At 52.0% G+C, this 17815-nt stretch carries 15 protein-coding genes and 2 tRNA genes; 1 reads left to right on the top strand and 16 read right to left on the bottom strand.

Going from position 1 to position 17815, the window contains the following annotated elements; all coding sequences use genetic code 11:
• From SBO83_RS16760 to SBO83_RS16750, 3 genes are read right to left on the bottom strand one after another with little or no spacing between them, the layout of a single operon-like run.
• Complete coding sequence (locus SBO83_RS16760) at positions 1–1170, bottom strand: ABC transporter permease (RefSeq protein ID WP_396132298.1); 1170 nt, start codon at positions 1168–1170, stop codon at positions 1–3.
• Positions 1167–2315, bottom strand: a complete 1149-nt coding sequence (locus tag SBO83_RS16755) for an ABC transporter permease (protein WP_396132367.1) — start codon at positions 2313–2315, stop codon at positions 1167–1169. The genes SBO83_RS16760 and SBO83_RS16755 overlap by 4 nt, the downstream gene beginning before the upstream one ends.
• Before the next feature lie 5 nt (positions 2316–2320).
• Positions 2321–3292 carry an efflux RND transporter periplasmic adaptor subunit gene (locus SBO83_RS16750; RefSeq protein WP_396132297.1) on the bottom strand — a complete coding sequence of 324 codons (972 nt, stop codon included), beginning with the start codon at positions 3290–3292 and terminating at the stop codon, positions 2321–2323.
• Positions 3293–3625: 333 nt separating this feature from the next.
• Here SBO83_RS16750 and SBO83_RS16745 point away from each other — a divergent pair, with 333 nt between their 5' ends.
• On the top strand, positions 3626–4651 hold the full coding sequence (locus SBO83_RS16745; protein ID WP_396132296.1) for a luciferase-like monooxygenase: 1026 nt from the start codon (positions 3626–3628) through the stop codon (positions 4649–4651).
• Between the two features lie 93 nt (positions 4652–4744).
• On the opposite strand, the gene SBO83_RS16740 is transcribed toward SBO83_RS16745, so the two are convergent.
• From SBO83_RS16740 to secG, 13 genes are all read right to left on the bottom strand, one after another.
• Positions 4745–6646, bottom strand: a complete 1902-nt coding sequence (locus tag SBO83_RS16740) for a DEAD/DEAH family ATP-dependent RNA helicase (RefSeq protein WP_353500684.1) — start codon at positions 6644–6646, stop codon at positions 4745–4747.
• Entirely contained in the window at positions 6636–6710 is a 75-nt protein-coding gene (gene yrbN, locus SBO83_RS16735; protein WP_223499600.1) for a protein YrbN, read from the bottom strand. The genes SBO83_RS16740 and yrbN overlap by 11 nt, the downstream gene beginning before the upstream one ends.
• A 120-nt stretch (positions 6711–6830) precedes the next feature.
• Complete coding sequence (nlpI, locus tag SBO83_RS16730; protein ID WP_034795290.1) at positions 6831–7715, bottom strand: lipoprotein NlpI; 885 nt, start codon at positions 7713–7715, stop codon at positions 6831–6833.
• A gap of 132 nt (positions 7716–7847) precedes the next feature.
• A complete protein-coding gene (pnp, locus tag SBO83_RS16725) occupies positions 7848–9968 on the bottom strand; it encodes a polyribonucleotide nucleotidyltransferase (RefSeq protein WP_353500683.1) in 2121 nt (706 codons plus the stop codon).
• A gap of 273 nt (positions 9969–10241) precedes the next feature.
• On the bottom strand, positions 10242–10511 hold the full coding sequence (gene rpsO, locus SBO83_RS16720; protein ID WP_034795283.1) for a 30S ribosomal protein S15: 270 nt from the start codon (positions 10509–10511) through the stop codon (positions 10242–10244).
• A 123-nt stretch (positions 10512–10634) separates the two neighbouring features.
• Complete coding sequence (gene truB, locus SBO83_RS16715) at positions 10635–11579, bottom strand: tRNA pseudouridine(55) synthase TruB (RefSeq protein ID WP_278877706.1); 945 nt, start codon at positions 11577–11579, stop codon at positions 10635–10637.
• A gap of 2 nt (positions 11580–11581) precedes the next feature.
• Positions 11582–11992 carry a 30S ribosome-binding factor RbfA gene (gene rbfA / locus SBO83_RS16710; RefSeq protein WP_034795277.1) on the bottom strand — a complete coding sequence of 137 codons (411 nt, stop codon included), beginning with the start codon at positions 11990–11992 and terminating at the stop codon, positions 11582–11584.
• A gap of 80 nt (positions 11993–12072) precedes the next feature.
• A complete protein-coding gene (gene infB, locus SBO83_RS16705) occupies positions 12073–14766 on the bottom strand; it encodes a translation initiation factor IF-2 (protein ID WP_353500681.1) in 2694 nt (897 codons plus the stop codon).
• Positions 14767–14790: 24 nt separating this feature from the next.
• Positions 14791–16278, bottom strand: a complete 1488-nt coding sequence (gene nusA / locus SBO83_RS16700) for a transcription termination factor NusA (protein ID WP_034795271.1) — start codon at positions 16276–16278, stop codon at positions 14791–14793.
• Between the two features lie 21 nt (positions 16279–16299).
• Entirely contained in the window at positions 16300–16752 is a 453-nt protein-coding gene (rimP, locus tag SBO83_RS16695; protein ID WP_072009938.1) for a ribosome maturation factor RimP, read from the bottom strand.
• Between the two features lie 214 nt (positions 16753–16966).
• Positions 16967–17043 (bottom strand) — tRNA-Met (locus tag SBO83_RS16690).
• 59 nt (positions 17044–17102) lie between these two features.
• Positions 17103–17189 (bottom strand) — tRNA-Leu (locus SBO83_RS16685).
• A 99-nt stretch (positions 17190–17288) separates the two neighbouring features.
• Positions 17289–17627, bottom strand: a complete 339-nt coding sequence (secG, locus tag SBO83_RS16680; protein ID WP_034795265.1) for a preprotein translocase subunit SecG — start codon at positions 17625–17627, stop codon at positions 17289–17291.
• Positions 17628–17815 lie beyond the last annotated feature (188 nt).

The following is a 17815-nucleotide window of genomic DNA, read 5'->3' as shown; positions in this document are numbered from 1 at the left end:
TTAATCATTCTTCAACGGTTTCTTGCGATGCAGCAGGCCACGCAGCCGCCCGCTGTCTCGCAAAATACCCAAGCCAATACCCAAAATGGTATAAATCGCGCCGAGAAGCAGCAGCATCAGCATATCGCCGCCCACCTCTTTGAACGGCAGTCCCATCTGGTTGACCCCCGCAATCGCCTTGGTGGCCCAGGTGGACGGCAGCATAGATGACACGCCCCGCACCCAAGTCGGCATAGCCTGTAACGGCCAAATGGTCCCCGAGATGTAGAACACCGGCATGGTGATGAAAGAGAGCGTCAGGTAGATCATCTCCACGCTGCGCAGACATTCGGTCACCAGTTTACCCAGCCCGAGCACCGCCAGCAGGAACGGGAAGGTCAGCATGATGATTTCGGGAATGGTCGCCGTCTGCCGATACCCCAAGATCCAAGGCCAGAGTACAAACAGCACGATGGACAGGAACAGCCAGATGGGGATTAGCGCCGTCAGCCCGCCGAGGAAAACCGGGATGGCAGGCTTGCCGTCGGGCGCGCTATTGAGGGTGATATTCACCCGCACGCTGGCGATCAGCAAGGAGTGTTGCAGCAACATCACCAGCAGGCCGGGGAAGATGATGGCCGCGAAGCTGATGCCGGGGTTAAACAAGTCCAGCGTCTGGCCGACGATTGGCGTCAACAGCACATTGGCCTGCTTACTGTTGAAGCCGCTACGCATCAACAATTCGGTGTTGTACTGGGTCAAAATCGACTGGTAGGCCGCCACCACGTCCTGCTGGATCTGGCCGTTCGCCAGACGGTTGGTGGCATCACCGTACACCGGGATCACCACGTCGCTGCCGGCGAGGATCTTTTTCTCCAGATCGACCGGCATGATGATCACCGCGAACAGTTTTCGCCACGCCAGATCCTTCTCGGCCAGATCCACGCTGTCATAGCTGTTCATCTTGATTTTCGAGGTGGCATCAAGCTGGCGGATAAGCATCCGGCTGGCCGTGCTGTGGTCCTGATCGACCACCGCCACCGGCAAATCCCACACCGTGCGATTGGCGTACACCGTGCTCATCACGCACAGCGAAATCAGCAACATCATCCACATCGGCTTGTCGAGCATGCCAGTCAGGACTTTAACGAAGGTCTTCCAGTAAGTGGTAAGCCATTGGCGTAGCGTCATTTTCCTGGCTCCTGCTTCTTAAGGCGCAGGTACAATCGCTTATGCACCAGTAACCCAGTGATCAGCGGGTAAATCAGCAAAATGGCGCACACGCTGAAGATAGCGCTGGCTGGCACCTGCCGCAGGAAAATGTCAAACATCGCGTACAGGGCGTGGGTCAGCGGCTCAATATTCGAGATGATCCGCGCCACTAGTGGCATGGACAGCTCCGGCACCGCCATGCCCGAGAAAGTCAGCGCGATACTGACGAAAATCCCCATCAGGGTATAGGCGGTGATCGTGGTGCTGGTGAAGGTGAACAGCAATAGCCCGATGCTTTGGGCGGCAATCACATAGAAGAAGCTAATCAACACCATAAACAGCGGATTGCCACTGACCCTCGCGTCAAAAAAACCCACCAGCATGGCGATTTCCACCAGCAGCAGCGTGGTGAAACACAGGGTATAAGGCGCGAGTTTGCCCAACAGTGCAAAGGTAAAAGACGGCGCGCCCAGCAGGGACTGGCTGCGCGCCATCACGTAAATCATGCACGTCACGGTAAATAGCTGAATCAGGTGGATCATCGCCGCAAACTGCTGGTAGTAAATGTAGCTGCCGCTGGCGTTAAACAGGCTGCCATACAGCAGCTCCACGCTCGCCAGCGGCGGCATGGTTTTGCCCATTTCATTTGCCAGAATCGCCCGATATTGACTATTTAATTCAGTGATTAAACCGCTGAAGTCCTGCGTGGAGTAAAGCCCGGCGCCGTAAAACAGCGCGTTGTAATAGAGCACCACGCTTGGCTGTTTGCCTTCCAGCGCGTCGGCTTCAAAGTCTGGTGGAATGTAGAGCAAGGCGTAATCCTGCGCGGTGCGCAGCCGATGCTTAGCCTCCTGCAACCCACCGTCAAAAGTCTGCACGTGGGCGTGCGAACCGGCGTCCATCTTGCGGATCAGCGTTTTGGACAGCGTGCTGTGGTCGTTATCCACCACTGACACCGGCAGTTTCAGCAAGGTACCCTCGGAGAAGTTACTGCTGATTAGGATGAACAGCAGTAAAGGGAATATCCAACCCAGCCAGTGGATCACCGGCTTGCGAAAGGCGTCACGCGTTTCACGGTTGAACGAGCGAGAGAAACAGCGCCAGCCGGCTTTTACCCGGTACATTGCCACTACTCTTTCCAGTTCCACAGCGCGCTCATGCCTTGGCGCATGTTAGGCACTTTTTGCAGCGGATAGAGCCGAACTTCAAAGGTTTTCAAGTCGAAGTCGCCTGTCGCACGGGTGGCGCGCTTGGTGGCGTAATCCCCTAATGGCGCGATGTAACGCACCTCGGCTTCCACTTCTTGGTTATTGAGCGCGGGAACGCGAATTCTGATTTTGTCGCCTTTATGTATCCCGGCGAGGATGTCTTCACGCAGGTTGAAAACGAAATAGGCGTCCGGCAAGCGCAGTAGAGTGAGCAACGGGCTGGAAGCACTTTGCAGCTCCCCCACTTCTACCGGGATTGGCCCGACTTCGCCATCAACCGGCGCTTTGACCTGTAAGTCATCCGTTTGGGCTTTCACTTCCAGCAGGTCTTCTTCGGCCTGACGCAGTTGGGCGGCATAACTCTGGCGCTGCTCGGCGCGGTCGCCATTAACGCCTTCATCGAGGTTGGCTTTGGCGACTAATACTTGCTGATAAGCGCTGTCGCGCGCGCGGCGGGAATTCTCTAAATCTGATGCAGAAACATAGCCTTTGGAGGCCACTTTGGCATTACGATTGTACTCGTCGCGTGCATTGGTGTACTCAGTTTGCGCCTGTCCCAACGTCGCTTTCAGGTTGCGGATGCTCTCTTCGCGGGTGCCGTTAATCGACAATTCCAGCTGTGATTTGGCCTGATCGCGTGCCGCCTCCAGTGAGCGTAACTGCGCCATCAGTTCCGGACTGTCGAGAGACATCAGCAGCTGCCCGGCTTTCACATCATCGCCACGCTCAACGTAGCGTTCAATCACCCGGCCTTTAGCCTTAGACGCAACAATCACCTCCGGTGCGTCCACTTCTCCTTGCAATAATAAGTCCTGGTTGCCCGCGCGGAAAAGTACCGCCAGCGAAATGGCCACTGCTACTAACAGCAGGGTCAATAATATTCTCTTACTCATTGTTTTAGCTTCCTTTTTATTTGCCAGAGTGAAACTCAGCGCGAGAACCCTCGGGATTCGAGCATTGGCATTTCCATTTCCATCGAACGTCGTCCGTTGCTATTTGCGTCTTCAGGTCATGAAGAGGACGCATGATAGCGGGGTGCGGTTTGGTTTTTTTAACACGAAACAACATATTGGTTAAAATTATAAACTAAACCAAATACATTCACCCAAAGCCAAATACATAGAGCACAAATCAAGTATTCAGCCCAAACATATTCGGTAATACTGACCTGTATAATTAGCGGGCGATTGGCTTCGCCCTCAGCCCTCAACGAGTGAGCGACGACTATGTCTGAGAAATACACCGTTCCCCTTTCCGTGCTGGATTTAGCCCCCGTACCTCAAGGTTCAAGCCCTAAACAAGCCTTTCATTCTTCGCTGGAGTTAGCGCAACACGCTGAAAAGCTTGGCTATAAGCGTTACTGGATGGCCGAGCACCACAACATGATTGGTATCGCCAGTGCGGCGACCTCCGTACTGCTTGGCTTTATCGCTGGCGGCACCAAAACCATCCGTATAGGCTCCGGCGGCGTGATGCTGCCCAATCACTCACCCTTAGTGATTGCCGAGCAGTTCGGCACCTTGGCAACGCTCTATCCGGACCGTGTCGATCTGGGCCTGGGCCGTGCGCCGGGCACTGACCAGCGCACGATGATTGCGCTGCGCCGCCATATGTCTGGCGATGTGGATAATTTCCCGCGCGACGTGCAGGAGTTGCAGCACTACTTTGGCGATGTCCAGCCGGGCCAGCCAGTACAAGCCGTGCCGGGTCAGGGCCTGCACGTACCGCTGTGGCTACTGGGTTCCAGCCTGTATAGCGCACAGCTGGCTGCAGCACTGGGTTTGCCGTTTGCCTTCGCCTCCCACTTCGCACCAGACATGCTGTATCAGGCGCTGGCGATTTATCGCAGCCAGTTCAAACCTTCCGAGCAGCTCGAAAAGCCGCATGCCATGGTGTGCATCAACGCCATCGCGGCCGATACTGATGAAGAAGCGCGCCGCATGTTCACCTCGAACCAGCAGCAGTTCATCAATCTGCGTCGCGGCAATCCGGGCAAACTGCCAGCGCCGGTGGATAACATTGAAAGTCTGTGGTCGGCGTCCGAACGCTTTGGCGTAGATCAGGCACTGCGCATGTCAGTGGTGGGGAATAAAGAGACTATCCGCACCGGACTGCAAAATATCCTGCGCGAAACCGAAGCCGACGAATTGATGATTAATGGCCAAATTTTTGACCATCAGGCGCGCTTGCACTCTTTCGATATTGTTTCGCAGTTGCAGGGCGACCTGGTGAAAGAAGTGCGGATCGGCTAACGCCCTCTTTTTCCTTCCTATATTGCACGCATAAAAAAACCAGCCCGCAGGCTGGTTTTTGTTTATCTGACGTTTGCCGAAGCAGCAGCCAAATTATGCGTCAGTAGTACGACGCGGAGCACGGCTTGGAGCGCGACGCTCACCGGCTGGTGCGCTGCCTTCACGACGTTCGCCATTGAAAGGACGGCCACGGCCACCTTCACGACGTTCACCGTTGAAAGGACGCGGAGCACCGTTACCACGACGCTCACCGCCTGCACCAGCAGGACGTTCACGACGTGCAGCCTGTGGCTGTGCATCACCCAGCAACTGCATGTTCATCGGCTTGTTCAGGATACGAGTGCGGGTGAAGTGAGACAGGATCTCGCCCGGCATGCCTTTCGGCAACTCGATCGTTGAATGCGAAGAGAACAGCTTGATGTTACCGATGTAACGGCTGCTGATGTCGCCTTCGTTAGCGATAGCGCCAACGATGTGACGAACTTCAACACCGTCATCACGACCCACTTCGATACGGTACAGCTCCATTTCGCCAGCGTCACGACGCTCACGACGTGGACGATCGCCATCACGTGCAGGACGATCACCATCGCGAGATGGGCGTTCACGGCGGTCACCGCGATCATTACGATCGTCGAATTCACGGCGTGGCGGACGGCTTTTGAACACTGGATCAGCAGCAACGATCAGTGGACGTTCGCCCTGAGCCATTTTCAGCAGTGCTGCGGCCAGCGTTTCGATGTCCAGCTCTTCAGCGGGTTGCAGTTTAGCCAACAGCGCGCGGTACATATCTAGATCGCTGCTTTCCAGCTGCTGCTGAACTTTAGCGGCGAACTTAGCCAGACGACGCTCACCCAGTACATCCGCAGTTGGAATTTCAACTTCTGGAATGGTCAGCTTCATTGTACGTTCGATGTTGCGCAGCAGGCGACGTTCGCGGTTCTCAACGAACAGCAGTGCGCGACCAGCACGACCAGCACGACCGGTACGGCCGATACGGTGAACGTAAGACTCAGAGTCCATCGGGATGTCGTAGTTAACAACCAGGCTGATACGTTCTACGTCAAGACCACGTGCTGCCACGTCGGTTGCGATCAGAATGTCCAGACGGCCATCTTTCAGACGCTCCAGAGTCTGCTCACGCAGAGCCTGGTTCATGTCACCGTTCAGCGCTGCGCTGCTGTAGCCACTGCGTTCCAGAGCTTCAGCCACTTCCAGCGTAGCGTTTTTGGTACGCACGAAGATGATGGCTGCGTCGAAATCTTCAGCTTCCAGGAAACGAACCAGCGCTTCATTCTTACGCAGGCCATACACAGACCAGTAGCTCTGGCTGATGTCTGGACGGGTAGTGATGCTTGACTGAATGCGCACTTCCTGTGGATCTTTCATGAAGCGACGAGTAATACGACGAATCGCTTCTGGCATGGTTGCAGAGAACAGCGCGGTCTGATGTTCAGCCGGGATCTGCGCCATGATAGTTTCAACGTCTTCGATGAAGCCCATACGCAGCATTTCATCGGCTTCGTCCAGTACCAGACCGCTCAGGTTAGAGAGGTTCAGAGTACCGCGTTTCAAGTGGTCCAGCAGGCGACCTGGGGTACCCACAACAACTTGTGGCCCCTGACGCAGAGCGCGCAGCTGGACGTCATAGCGTTGGCCACCGTAAAGGGCAACAACGTTCACGCCATGCATGTGTTTAGAGAAGTCGGTCATTGCTTCAGCAACCTGAACTGCCAGTTCGCGAGTCGGTGCTAAAACAAGAATTTGTGGTGCTTTCAAAGAAGCATCAATGTTGTGCAGCAGTGGCAGAGAGAAGGCTGCAGTTTTGCCGGAACCGGTCTGAGCCATGCCCAGAACATCGCGGCCGTTCAACAGGTGAGGAATACACTCAGCCTGAATTGGTGATGGTTTTTCGTAGCCCAAATCGGTAAGGGCAGAAATGATTGGAGCGGACAGCCCCAGGTCAGCAAAAGAGGTTTCAAGCTCAGTAGTCATGTACACGTGCCTCATTAATAATGGCAGCCAGTCTACATAACTCGTCGAGAAAATTTTCTGTCATTTTCATTGAAAAGTGTGAACCGGCTCAAATTAGATTATAAAACGAACAAAGCAACCCTCGCCCGTTAAGGCGCTTAAAAATGGTTAAACCATGGTTAAGAGGGCTGATTGGTGTCGTCAGCTATTGCTGGTCCGATTCTGATAGGTCGTCTTGCTCTTGGCCTAATAGCGCCAATTCCAACAATGCATAGCGGTGCTCAACAAAATTATGAACGTTGTTAGCTACCGTCAGTTTGAACAGTGCCAAGGCGCTGTTCTTGTCCCCCAGACTTAGGTAATGCTTACCTAAATAGAAGTCAGTTTCACTGAGATGCTCAGCGAGCGAAGTGTTATCCGTTGCTTCCGCCTTGAGGCGTTCCATCAGCGTTTTTTCGCTGATCTTACCCAGGTAGAATTCGACGATATTCCATCCCCATTGCCCTCTGTCCGCTTTGTCGTAGCGTTGTTGCAATGCTACGTCGGCATTCTTCGGATTGATTTCTCGCTCCGCAAGATAAAGCCATAACGAACGGAAGGGATCATTTGGATCGTCTCGATAAAACGCCTGCAGATCATCCTGCGCTAACGAGAATCGGCCACCGTAATACAGTGCGATACCTCGGTTCAAACGCGCGTAGTTGTAAGTTGGATCAAGCTCTAGTACAGAATCAAACGCTTCATAGGCAGCATCAAAATTGCCTGCCTGCGTTAGGTAAATCCCCAGGTAGTTGAAAACTTCTGGCATATCAGGACGAATAGATAGCGCTTGTGAAAAATCATTTCGCGCTAACGCTCTAAGTCCAAGGCTATCATACAGTACACCGCGCTCATATAACAGCTGTGCGCGTTCATCGTCTGTCAAAGCCCGGCTGGCAAGAATTTGTTCCATGCGCGCCAATATGACTTCCTGCTGCAACGTAGGCTGCAACGGAATCGCCAGAACTTCATTTTTACGCCAATCATGGTTGCTGCATCCTGCCAACATAAGTGCTGTCGCAACATAACACCAGCGCAAGAAAGGCTTCATTTCCACTCCCGAAGACAAACATTGGATTAACATCCTGTCATCCGCCTGCTTAACACAAGTGCATCCTGCGCTCATGATACGAGCAGCTCTCTGCCTTAAAGACAGAGAGCTGTAAAACAAATGTTACAGATATTACTCAGCTGAAGGCTCTGCAGTTTCATCCGAGCTTGGCGTAGTCGCTTCTTTGATGCTCAAGCGAACGCGGCCCTGACGGTCAACTTCCAGAACTTTAACTGGAACTTCTTGACCCATCTGCAGATAGTCAGTCACTTTCTCAACACGCTTATCAGCGATTTGAGAGATGTGGACCAGACCTTCTTTACCGCCACCGATAGCCACGAAGGCACCGAAATCTACGATACGGGTAACTTTACCTTGGTAGATACGGCCAACTTCGATTTCAGCAGTGATCTCTTCGATACGACGGATAGCGTATTTCGCTTTCTCACCGTCGGTCGCAGCGATTTTAACTGTACCATCATCTTCAATTTCAATGGTAGTGCCGGTTTCTTCAGTCAGCGCACGGATCACTGAACCACCTTTACCGATCACGTCCTTGATTTTATCTGGGCTGATCTTGATGGTGTGGATGCGTGGTGCGAACTGAGAAATATCACCGCGCGGCGTGCTGATAGCCTGTTCCATCACGCCCAGAATGTGCAGACGCGCACCCTTAGCTTGGTTTAGAGCAACCTGCATGATTTCGCGGGTAATACCTTCAATTTTGATGTCCATCTGCAGTGCGGTAATACCGTCACGGCTACCGGCCACTTTGAAGTCCATGTCGCCCAGGTGATCTTCGTCACCCAGAATGTCAGACAGAACCACAAAGTTTTCGTCTTCTTTAACCAGCCCCATCGCGATACCAGCAACGGCCGCTTTGATTGGTACACCTGCGTCCATCAGTGCCAGAGAAGCGCCACAAACGGAAGCCATTGAAGAAGAACCGTTAGACTCGGTGATTTCAGAAACAACGCGCACGGTGTACGGGAAGTCTTCTGGTTTAGGCATCATCGCCAACACACCGCGTTTCGCCAGACGACCGTGACCAATTTCACGACGTTTTGGCGAGCCAACCATACCGGTTTCACCTACAGAGTATGGAGGGAAATTGTAGTGGAACAGGAAGCTATCTGTCTTCTCGCCCATCAACTCGTCAAGGTTCTGTGCATCACGGGCAGTACCCAGCGTTGCAGTAACCAGTGCCTGAGTTTCACCACGGGTGAACAGAGCAGAGCCGTGAGTACGAGGCAGAACGCCAGTACGCACGTCCAGACCACGGATCATGTCTTTTTCGCGACCGTCAATACGCGGCTCGCCCCGCAGCACACGGCTACGAACGACGTTTTTCTCGATGCTGCCCAGCAGATCAGAGATTTCGCCAGCGTCCAGCGTCTCATCTTCAGCTTGCAGAGTCTGCACAACTTCAGCTTTGATGGTGTTGATCTGAGTGTAACGCTCTTGCTTCTCAGTGATCAGGTAAGCATCACCCAGACGAGCTTCGGACAGAGCAGCAACGCGTGCGTGCAGTTCTGCATTCACGACTTCTGGCTGCCAATCCCACTTCTCTTTACCCACTTCAGCAACTAAAGAGTTGATGTTGTCGATAACGATTTGTTGTTGTTCGTGACCGAACACGACTGCGCCCAGCATCTGATCTTCGCTCAACACTTCAGCTTCAGATTCAACCATCAGCACAGCGCCCTGAGTACCGGCAACCACCAAGTCCAGACGGCTGGTTTTCAGTTCGTCAGCGGTTGGGTTCAGAACGTATTGGTCATTGATGTAACCTACGCGTGCAGCACCGATTGGGCCATTGAATGGAATACCAGACAGGCTCAGTGCAGCAGAAGCACCAATCATCGCAACGATATCTGGGTTCACCTGTGGGTTCAGAGACACCACGGTAGCAATAACCTGAACTTCATTCAGGAAGCTATCTGGGAACAGTGGACGAATTGGACGGTCAATCAGACGTGAAGTCAGCGTTTCGCCTTCACTTGGGCGGCCTTCACGACGGAAGAAGCTACCCGGGATACGGCCAGCAGCGTAAGTACGCTCCTGATAGTTTACGGTCAGTGGGAAGAAGCTCTGACCTGGTTTTGCTTTCTTTTGGCCAACAACAGTAACGAATACTGCGGTGTCGTCCATGCTAACCATAACTGCGGCTGTCGCTTGACGAGCCATCATACCGGTTTCAAGCGTTACGGTATGTTGACCGTATTGGAATTTACGAATAGTCGGATTAAGCAATGTAATATCCTTTTTTGTGGCGCGCAGCTGTTATGACAGCAGTTCACGCCGATAAATATCCGAGCTTCTCACTACATTCTCGCGACTAATGACAATCCTTATATACCTGACAAAGTGGCAATAAAGTCTCTCATTAGCCGCGCGAAAACATCTGTAACGGAAGTTCATGTTCTTAAAAGTACTACAGAAAAAACAGCCATACAGTAACCTGATTTGCTGTCGCTTCCTAGAATAAAGGGGCCTATAGGCCCCTTTACACTGAAACTCGCTTGATTAGCGACGCAGACCCAGACGCTCGATCAGGCTGGTGTAACGTGCTACATCTTTACGCTTCAGGTAGTCCAGCAGTTTACGACGCTGAGAAACCATACGCAGCAGACCACGACGGCTGTGGTGATCTTTTTTGTGCTCTGCAAAGTGACCTTGCAGATGGTTAATTTGAGCAGTCAGCAGAGCAACCTGAACTTCGGTAGAACCACTGTCGTTAGTGCCACGACCAAAGTCTGCAACGATTTGAGCTTTAGCTTCAACGCTTAGAGACATAATCATACTCCAAAATATTATAGATAATTAATACGGGTGCCGATCTCTAATTCAGCTACCCAATGCATAAGCTGCGCTATTCTACTCTTTGCATAATACGATCGCAAGGTGAGCAGAAAGGGCTTACTCGGTGTATTCAACCACCAAACGACGCGGCGCAATGCGGCCATCATCGTCAATTTCACCGACGCCAATGAACTTACGTTCTTCGCCTTCGGTGATGCGCACCATGCCTGACGTCGGGGCGCCGGAAGCCTGTACGGGTTGCCCCTGCTTCACGTATCCCGCCACAACTGGCAAAAGGTTTACTTCAGGGAAATCTTCACAGGCGCTGTCCATCGGCAATAGCAGAGGGTCCAGCAACAGGCGCGGTTCAATGCCTTCGGCTTCCGCCTGTGCGATCAGCGCATGCAGCTGTTCCATCGTCACCATGCGTTCGAAAGGATAAGTCGCCACCTGCAAGCGACGCAGGTAAGTCACGTGCGCGCCACAGCCTAGCTTTTCACCCAAATCGTCAACGATAGTGCGGATATAAGTGCCTTTGGAACAGTGGATCTCAAGCTCAACCTCAAAGCCTTCCCAACGAATGAACTTCAGTTCATACACGTTAATCGGGCGAGATTCGCGAGGGACTTCAATCCCCTGACGGGCGTACTCATAGAGCTTCTTCCCTTCGTATTTCAGTGCGGAATACATAGAAGGAATTTGCTGAGTTTCGCCGCGGAAGCTGTCCAGTGCTTCATCCAACTGCTGTTGGTTAAAGGTGACATCGCGCTCGGAGATAATCTGACCTTCGGCATCAGAAGTATCGGTGCGCTGCCCCATGCGGGCAACCACGCGATAACGCTTGTCTGAGTCCAGAAGGAAACGCGAGAACTTGGTCGCTTCCCCTAAACACAGCGGCAGCATACCGGTAGCCAGTGGGTCTAACGCACCGGTATGGCCCGCACGGTTGGCGTTATACAAACGTTTTACTTTTTGCAGCGCGTCGTTAGAGGACAGACCAAGGGACTTATCCAATAACAGAACGCCGTGAATATCACGGCCGCGACGACGTGGGCGACTCATTGTTATTCCTCGTCATCACCTGCAGCAGAACGACGCTCAGCGTCATTCTTCACTACGTTCGTCACCAGGTTAGACATACGCATGCCTTCAACCAGTGAGTTGTCGTAAGCAAAGGTTAACTCTGGAACAACACGCAGACGCATGGCTTTACCAATCAACGTGCGGATGAAACCAGACGCGTCTTGCAAAGCTTTAATGCCATTCTTCACACGATCAGGATCGTGATTGTCTGTTGTCAAAACATCTAAAAAGGTCACGAAGACTTTGGCATAGGCCAGATCACGAGACACTTCAACGCCAGAAACGGTCGCCATGCCTACGCGCGGGTCTTTGACTTCGCGCTGTAGGATGATGGCGATCTCTTTTTGCATCTCTTGGGAGACACGTTGGGTACGGCTAAATTCTTTTGCCATGATAAAACTCCTTCAGACAATCTCCAGACAAAGAGGGGGGCTCAAGGCCCCCCAACTGGATATAAGCGACGTCGCTAAGATTACGCGATGGTACGTTTGATCTCGATGATTTCGAATACTTCGATCACATCGCCAGTACGCACATCGTTGTAGTTCTTCACGCCGATACCACATTCCATGCCGTTACGAACTTCGGCAACGTCATCTTTGAAGCGGCGCAGGGATTCCAGCTCGCCTTCATAGATAACCACGTTGTCACGCAGTACACGGATTGGGTTGTTACGCTTAATCATACCTTCAGTAACCATACAGCCTGCGATTGCGCCAAATTTCGGTGACTTGAATACGTCACGAACTTCAGCCAGACCAATGATTTGCTGTTTGTATTCTGGCGCCAACATACCGCTCATCGCCTGCTTAACTTCGTCAATCAGGTTATAGATGACGGAGTAGTAACGCAGATCCAGACTTTCGCTTTCTACGACACGGCGAGCAGATGCATCGGCACGTACGTTGAAGCCAAGGATGATAGCGTTAGAAGCAGCAGCCAGCGTTGCGTCGGTTTCGGTGATACCACCTACGCCCATACCAACAATCTTAACTTTCACTTCGTCGGTAGACAGATTTTGCAGCGCGTCAGAAATCGCTTCACAAGAACCTTGTACGTCAGACTTCAGAACGATGTTCAGTTCAGAAACTTCGCCTTCGGTCATGTTCGCAAACATGTTTTCCAGTTTAGATTTCTGCTGGCGAGCCAGTTTAACTTCACGGAACTTACCTTGACGATACAGGGCAACTTCACGGGCTTTCTTCTCGTCACGTACAACAGTCACTTCGTCACCGGCAGCAGGAACGCTAGAAAGACCCAGCACTTCCACAGGGATAGAAGGACCCGCAGACGAAATGTCACGGCCCAACTCATCACGCATTGCACGAACACGGCCGTATTCGAAGCCACACAGGATGATATCACCCTTGTTCAGCGTACCCTCTTGAACCAGAACAGTCGCCACTGGGCCACGCCCTTTATCCAGGAAGGATTCGATAACAACACCGCTTGCCATGCCGCTGCGAACTGCTTTCAGTTCCAGAACTTCGGCTTGCAGCAGAATAGCGTCCAGCAGTTCGTCGATACCTGTACCTGCTTTCGCAGAAACGTGTACGAACTGAGACTCGCCGCCCCACTCTTCTGGCATAACGCCGTACTGAGACAGTTCGGTGCGAACGCGATCTGGATCCGCTTCTGGTTTATCAATTTTGTTTACTGCAACCACGATTGGCACGCCAGCGGCTTTCGCATGCTGAACAGCTTCGATGGTTTGTGGCATAACGCCATCATCTGCAGAAACAACCAGAACCACGATATCCGTTGCCTGAGCACCACGAGCACGCATTGAGGTAAATGCGGCGTGTCCTGGAGTATCCAGGAAGGTGATCATGCCGTTTTCAGTTTCAACGTGATAAGCACCGATATGCTGCGTAATACCGCCGGCTTCGCCCGCTGCGACTTTCGTTGAACGAATGTAGTCAAGCAGAGAGGTTTTACCGTGGTCAACGTGGCCCATGATGGTCACAACTGGAGCACGTGGCTCAGCAGCTGCTGACGCACCTGTGTCACGGTCGCTCATCAGCGCTTCTTCCAGCTCGTTTTCACGACGCAGGATAACTTTATGGCCCATTTCTTCAGCAACCAGCTGAGCAGTTTCCTGATCGATAACCTGGTTGATGGTCGCCATCGCACCCAGCTTCATCATTGTTTTGATGACCTGAGAGCCTTTAACAGCCATTTTGTTCGCCAGCTCAGCAACGGTGATGGTTTCACCCAGCACAACGTCACGGTTTACAGCAACAACTGGCTTATTGAAGCTCTGTTGCAGCGTGCTTGGCTTACGTTTGCCTTTACCGTTACGACCTACAGCGCGCGCTTCTTCGCGGTCTGCTTTAGATTCAGACAGTTTATTGCCTTTCTTCTGCTTGGTCGCTTTGCCACCGCGAGTACGGCTGCGACGATCGCCTTCAACCTTGGCGTCATTTTCGTCTTCAGCTGCACGAGCGTGGGTAGAAGTGGTGACATGATAGTCAGCGGATTCGGATTCGCTTGGCGCAACAACTTCAGTCCAGACGCCAGAGTCAGCCATTTTACGGGCCTCTTCTGCAACGCGTTTCGCGTTTTCTTCGATCTTACGCTGGGCTTCTTCTTCCGTTTTGCGTTTCAGCTCTGCGGCTTCAGCTTCACGGCGTGCTTTATCTGCCTGAGCTGGTTTGGTTACTTCGTCGGTATGTTGATTTGTCACTTTGTCTTTTTCCGCTGCGTCGCGCTTAGCTTTTTCAGCGGCCTCACGTTTGGCTTGCTCTTCGGCGGCGCGCTTCGCTTTTTCTTGAGCTTCGCGCTGGGCTTGCTCTGCTGCTGCACGCTGTGCCTGTTCTTCCGCTTCACGCTTCGCCTGCTCTTCCGCTTCGGCCTGGGCTTGTTCAGCTTCGGTCATATCACGTTTTACATAAGTGCGTTTCTTGCGGACTTCGATTTGCACCGATTTACTCTTTCCGCCGGTGCTCGGAATGTTCAGTGTACTACGCGTTTTGCGTTGTAAGGTCAGTTTGTTTGGAGCACTGCCGTTTCCACGGTTCAAGTGCGCCAATAATGTCTCTTTTTCTTGCTGGGTGACAGAGTCAGCTTCAGACTTGTCGATCCCTGCATCAGCAAATTGCTGTACCAGGCGATCAACCGGAGTTTGAATCTCTGCTGCCAGCGATTTTACGGTTACATCTGTCATGCTGTTCCTTCCTGCTACAGTTTATTACGCATTGTCGCCAAACCAGCAGATATTGCGCGCGGCCATGATAAGTTCACCAGCCTGTTCGTCACTAAGACCTTCAATATCCGCCAGATCGTCGACACCCTGCTCGGCAAGATCTTCCAGCGTACAAACCCCATGTGCAGCCAGTTTAAATGCCATGCTACGTTCCAGACCCGCCAGGTTCAGCAAATCTTCTGCAGGCTTATTGTCGCCGAGACTTTCTTCCTGAGCTAAAGCCAGTGTAGTTAATGCTTCTTTCGCACGTTCGCGCAGAGCATCTACCGTGTCTTCATCCAGGCCATCGATTTCTAGCAATTCTTTCATTGGCACATAGGCCAATTCTTCGAGCGTTGAGAAACCTTCTTCTACCAAGACAGTGGCGAAATCTTCGTCGATAGCCAGATATTTGGTGAAAGTTTCAATCGCGGCATGAGCCTCAGCCTGATGTTTGGCTTGCAGGTCATCCGCAGTCATAACGTTCAGTTCCCAACCGCTCAGTTGAGAGGCTAAACGAACGTTTTGGCCATTACGACCAATCGCCTGAGCCAGATTGCTGGCTTCAACAGCGACATCCATAGTGTGTTTGTCTTCGTCAACCACGATGGAAGCAACATCGGCAGGCGCCATAGCATTGATAACGAACTGGGCAGGGTTGTCGTCCCATAATACGATATCGATACGCTCGCCGCCTAATTCGCTAGACACGGCCTGCACGCGAGCACCGCGCATACCAACACATGCACCCACTGGGTCAATGCGTTTGTCGTTGGTTTTAACGGCAATTTTGGCACGAGAGCCTGGGTCACGAGCTGCTGCTTTAATTTCAATCAGCTCTTCACCAATTTCTGGTACTTCGATGCGGAACAGTTCAATCAGCATCTCGTTACGAGAACGGCTGACGAACAGCTGTGCGCCGCGTGCTTCTGGGCGGACGTCATACAGCACGCCACGAATACGGTCGCCAGAGCGGAAGTTTTCACGTGGCAGCATGTCTTCGCGCAGAATAACCGCTTCAGCATTGCTGCCTAAATCGAGAGCGATGCTATCACGGTTAACTTTCTTAACCACGCCAGTGACGATTTCGCCTTGCTGTTCGCGGAACTGCTCAACCACCATCGCACGTTCAGCTTCACGTACTTTTTGTACGATAACCTGTTTCGCGGTCTGAGTTGTAATACGGTCGAAGGTGACAGACTCAATCTGATCTTCGATGTAACCGCCTAATTCAATAGAAGGGTCTTCGTATTGGGCAGCTTCAAGGGTGATTTCACGCGTTGGTTGCGTAACTTCGTCAACAGCAACCCAACGGCGGAAGGTGTCAAAGTCACCGGTTTTACGATCGATGGTGACGCGGACTTCAATTTCTTGTTCGTACTTTTTCTTAGTCGCTGTCGATAACGCAGTTTCCAGCGCTTCAAAAATCTTCTCGCGCGGGAGTGATTTTTCATTAGAAACCGCTTCTACAACAGCCAGAATTTCTTTGTTCATCCTAGTTGCCTCATCCAAACTTTAAAAGTGGGGTACCAGGTTCGCTTTCTGGATATTGCTCAGCGCGAACACTTCATCTTTGCCTTCCACAGTAACCGTGATCATTTCGCCTTCGACAGCCTTAATAATTCCCTGCCATTTGCGACGGTTCTGCATAGCCATCCGCAGTACCAGACTCACCTCGTCACCGAGAAAACGTTGGTAATGTTCAGCGGTAAACATAGGGCGATCGAGACCGGGAGAGGAAACTTCCAGGTTGTATGCAACAGTGACGGGGTCTTCGACATCCAACACGGCGCTAACCTGGTGGCTGACATCAGCACAATTATCAACTGTGATCCCGTCTTCACTATCAATATAGATGCGTAGCGTCGATTGGCGAGCTCTTACGAACTCGATGCCTACCAGCTCGAAGCCCAATGCTTCAACCGGTGCTGAAATCATCTCTGTTAATTTTTGTTCTAATGTGGACAAGCCCACCCCCAAGACATAAAAAAAGGGCCTAATAGCCCAGTGATTCTGCTGCCAAATAACAAAAAACCCCGATAAATCGGGGCTTTATGAAACTGGACCCTGTTCGCCGAAAAGCGACTTCGGCGCAACTTTCGAAAGTGTTATTTCAAATTGAAACTGCAGAACATAACAGGAGGAAACTGAAAGTCTATTTGAAATAAACACTTAGGGAAAGTGGTTGCGGGGGCCGGATTTGAACCGACGACCTTCGGGTTATGAGCCCGACGAGCTACCAGGCTGCTCCACCCCGCGTCCGAAAACGTGGCAAATACTACGCCGATAACCGCTTAAAAGCAAGTTATCACAAAGATTGGTACCGAGGACGGGACTTGAACCCGTAAGCCCATTCGGGCACTACCACCTCAAGGTAGCGTGTCTACCAATTCCACCACCTCGGCACTTATTTTTCACAATCGCTTCTACTGTCCAAGCATAAGCCATTGATTGAAAAGCTTACTTCCACTTCTTTATAAGAGCAATAACATTCAATCTACAGATTAATGAGGAACATCACTGTTAGGCGCTGCTGGAGCCGCTGGTGCAGTTGTAGTCTGCTCAGTTTTCGCTGGCTGACCCAAGTTCTCCCACTCACTACCTTGCTGGCCCTTATGGGTACTCATGTTGCCCAAGATCAAGCTAATAACGAAGAAAAGCGCCGCTAAAATAGCTGTCGTACGGGTCATGAAGTTACCGGAACCACTCGAACCGAACAATGTGCCAGAAGCACCTGCTCCGAAAGAGGCTCCCATATCAGCACCTTTACCTTGTTGCAGCATAACCATAGCCACCAGGCCGATTGCTACGAGAAGGAAAATCACCAGAAGAGCTTCGTACATAGTAGTACCTGTATCCTTGCGGGTTCACCGCATGCTAAATGCTTCTCACCAATTTAGTGGATTTCAATGACCCACTGAAGCGGGTGTGAATACTAACCAAAGGTGTATGGGGACGCAAGGGCAATTTGACGAGGATTGTTCGTTTGCGGAAAAAAACGTCAAAAGCAGTCAAAGTCTGTGCGTCAGAA

The sequence above is a fragment of the Ewingella allii genome (assembly GCF_044430645.1).
GTDB classification, from domain to species: Bacteria; Pseudomonadota; Gammaproteobacteria; order Enterobacterales; family Enterobacteriaceae; genus Ewingella; species Ewingella allii.
Note: the sequence above shows the minus strand (reverse complement) of the source record. Positions and strands in the feature narration are given on the sequence as shown.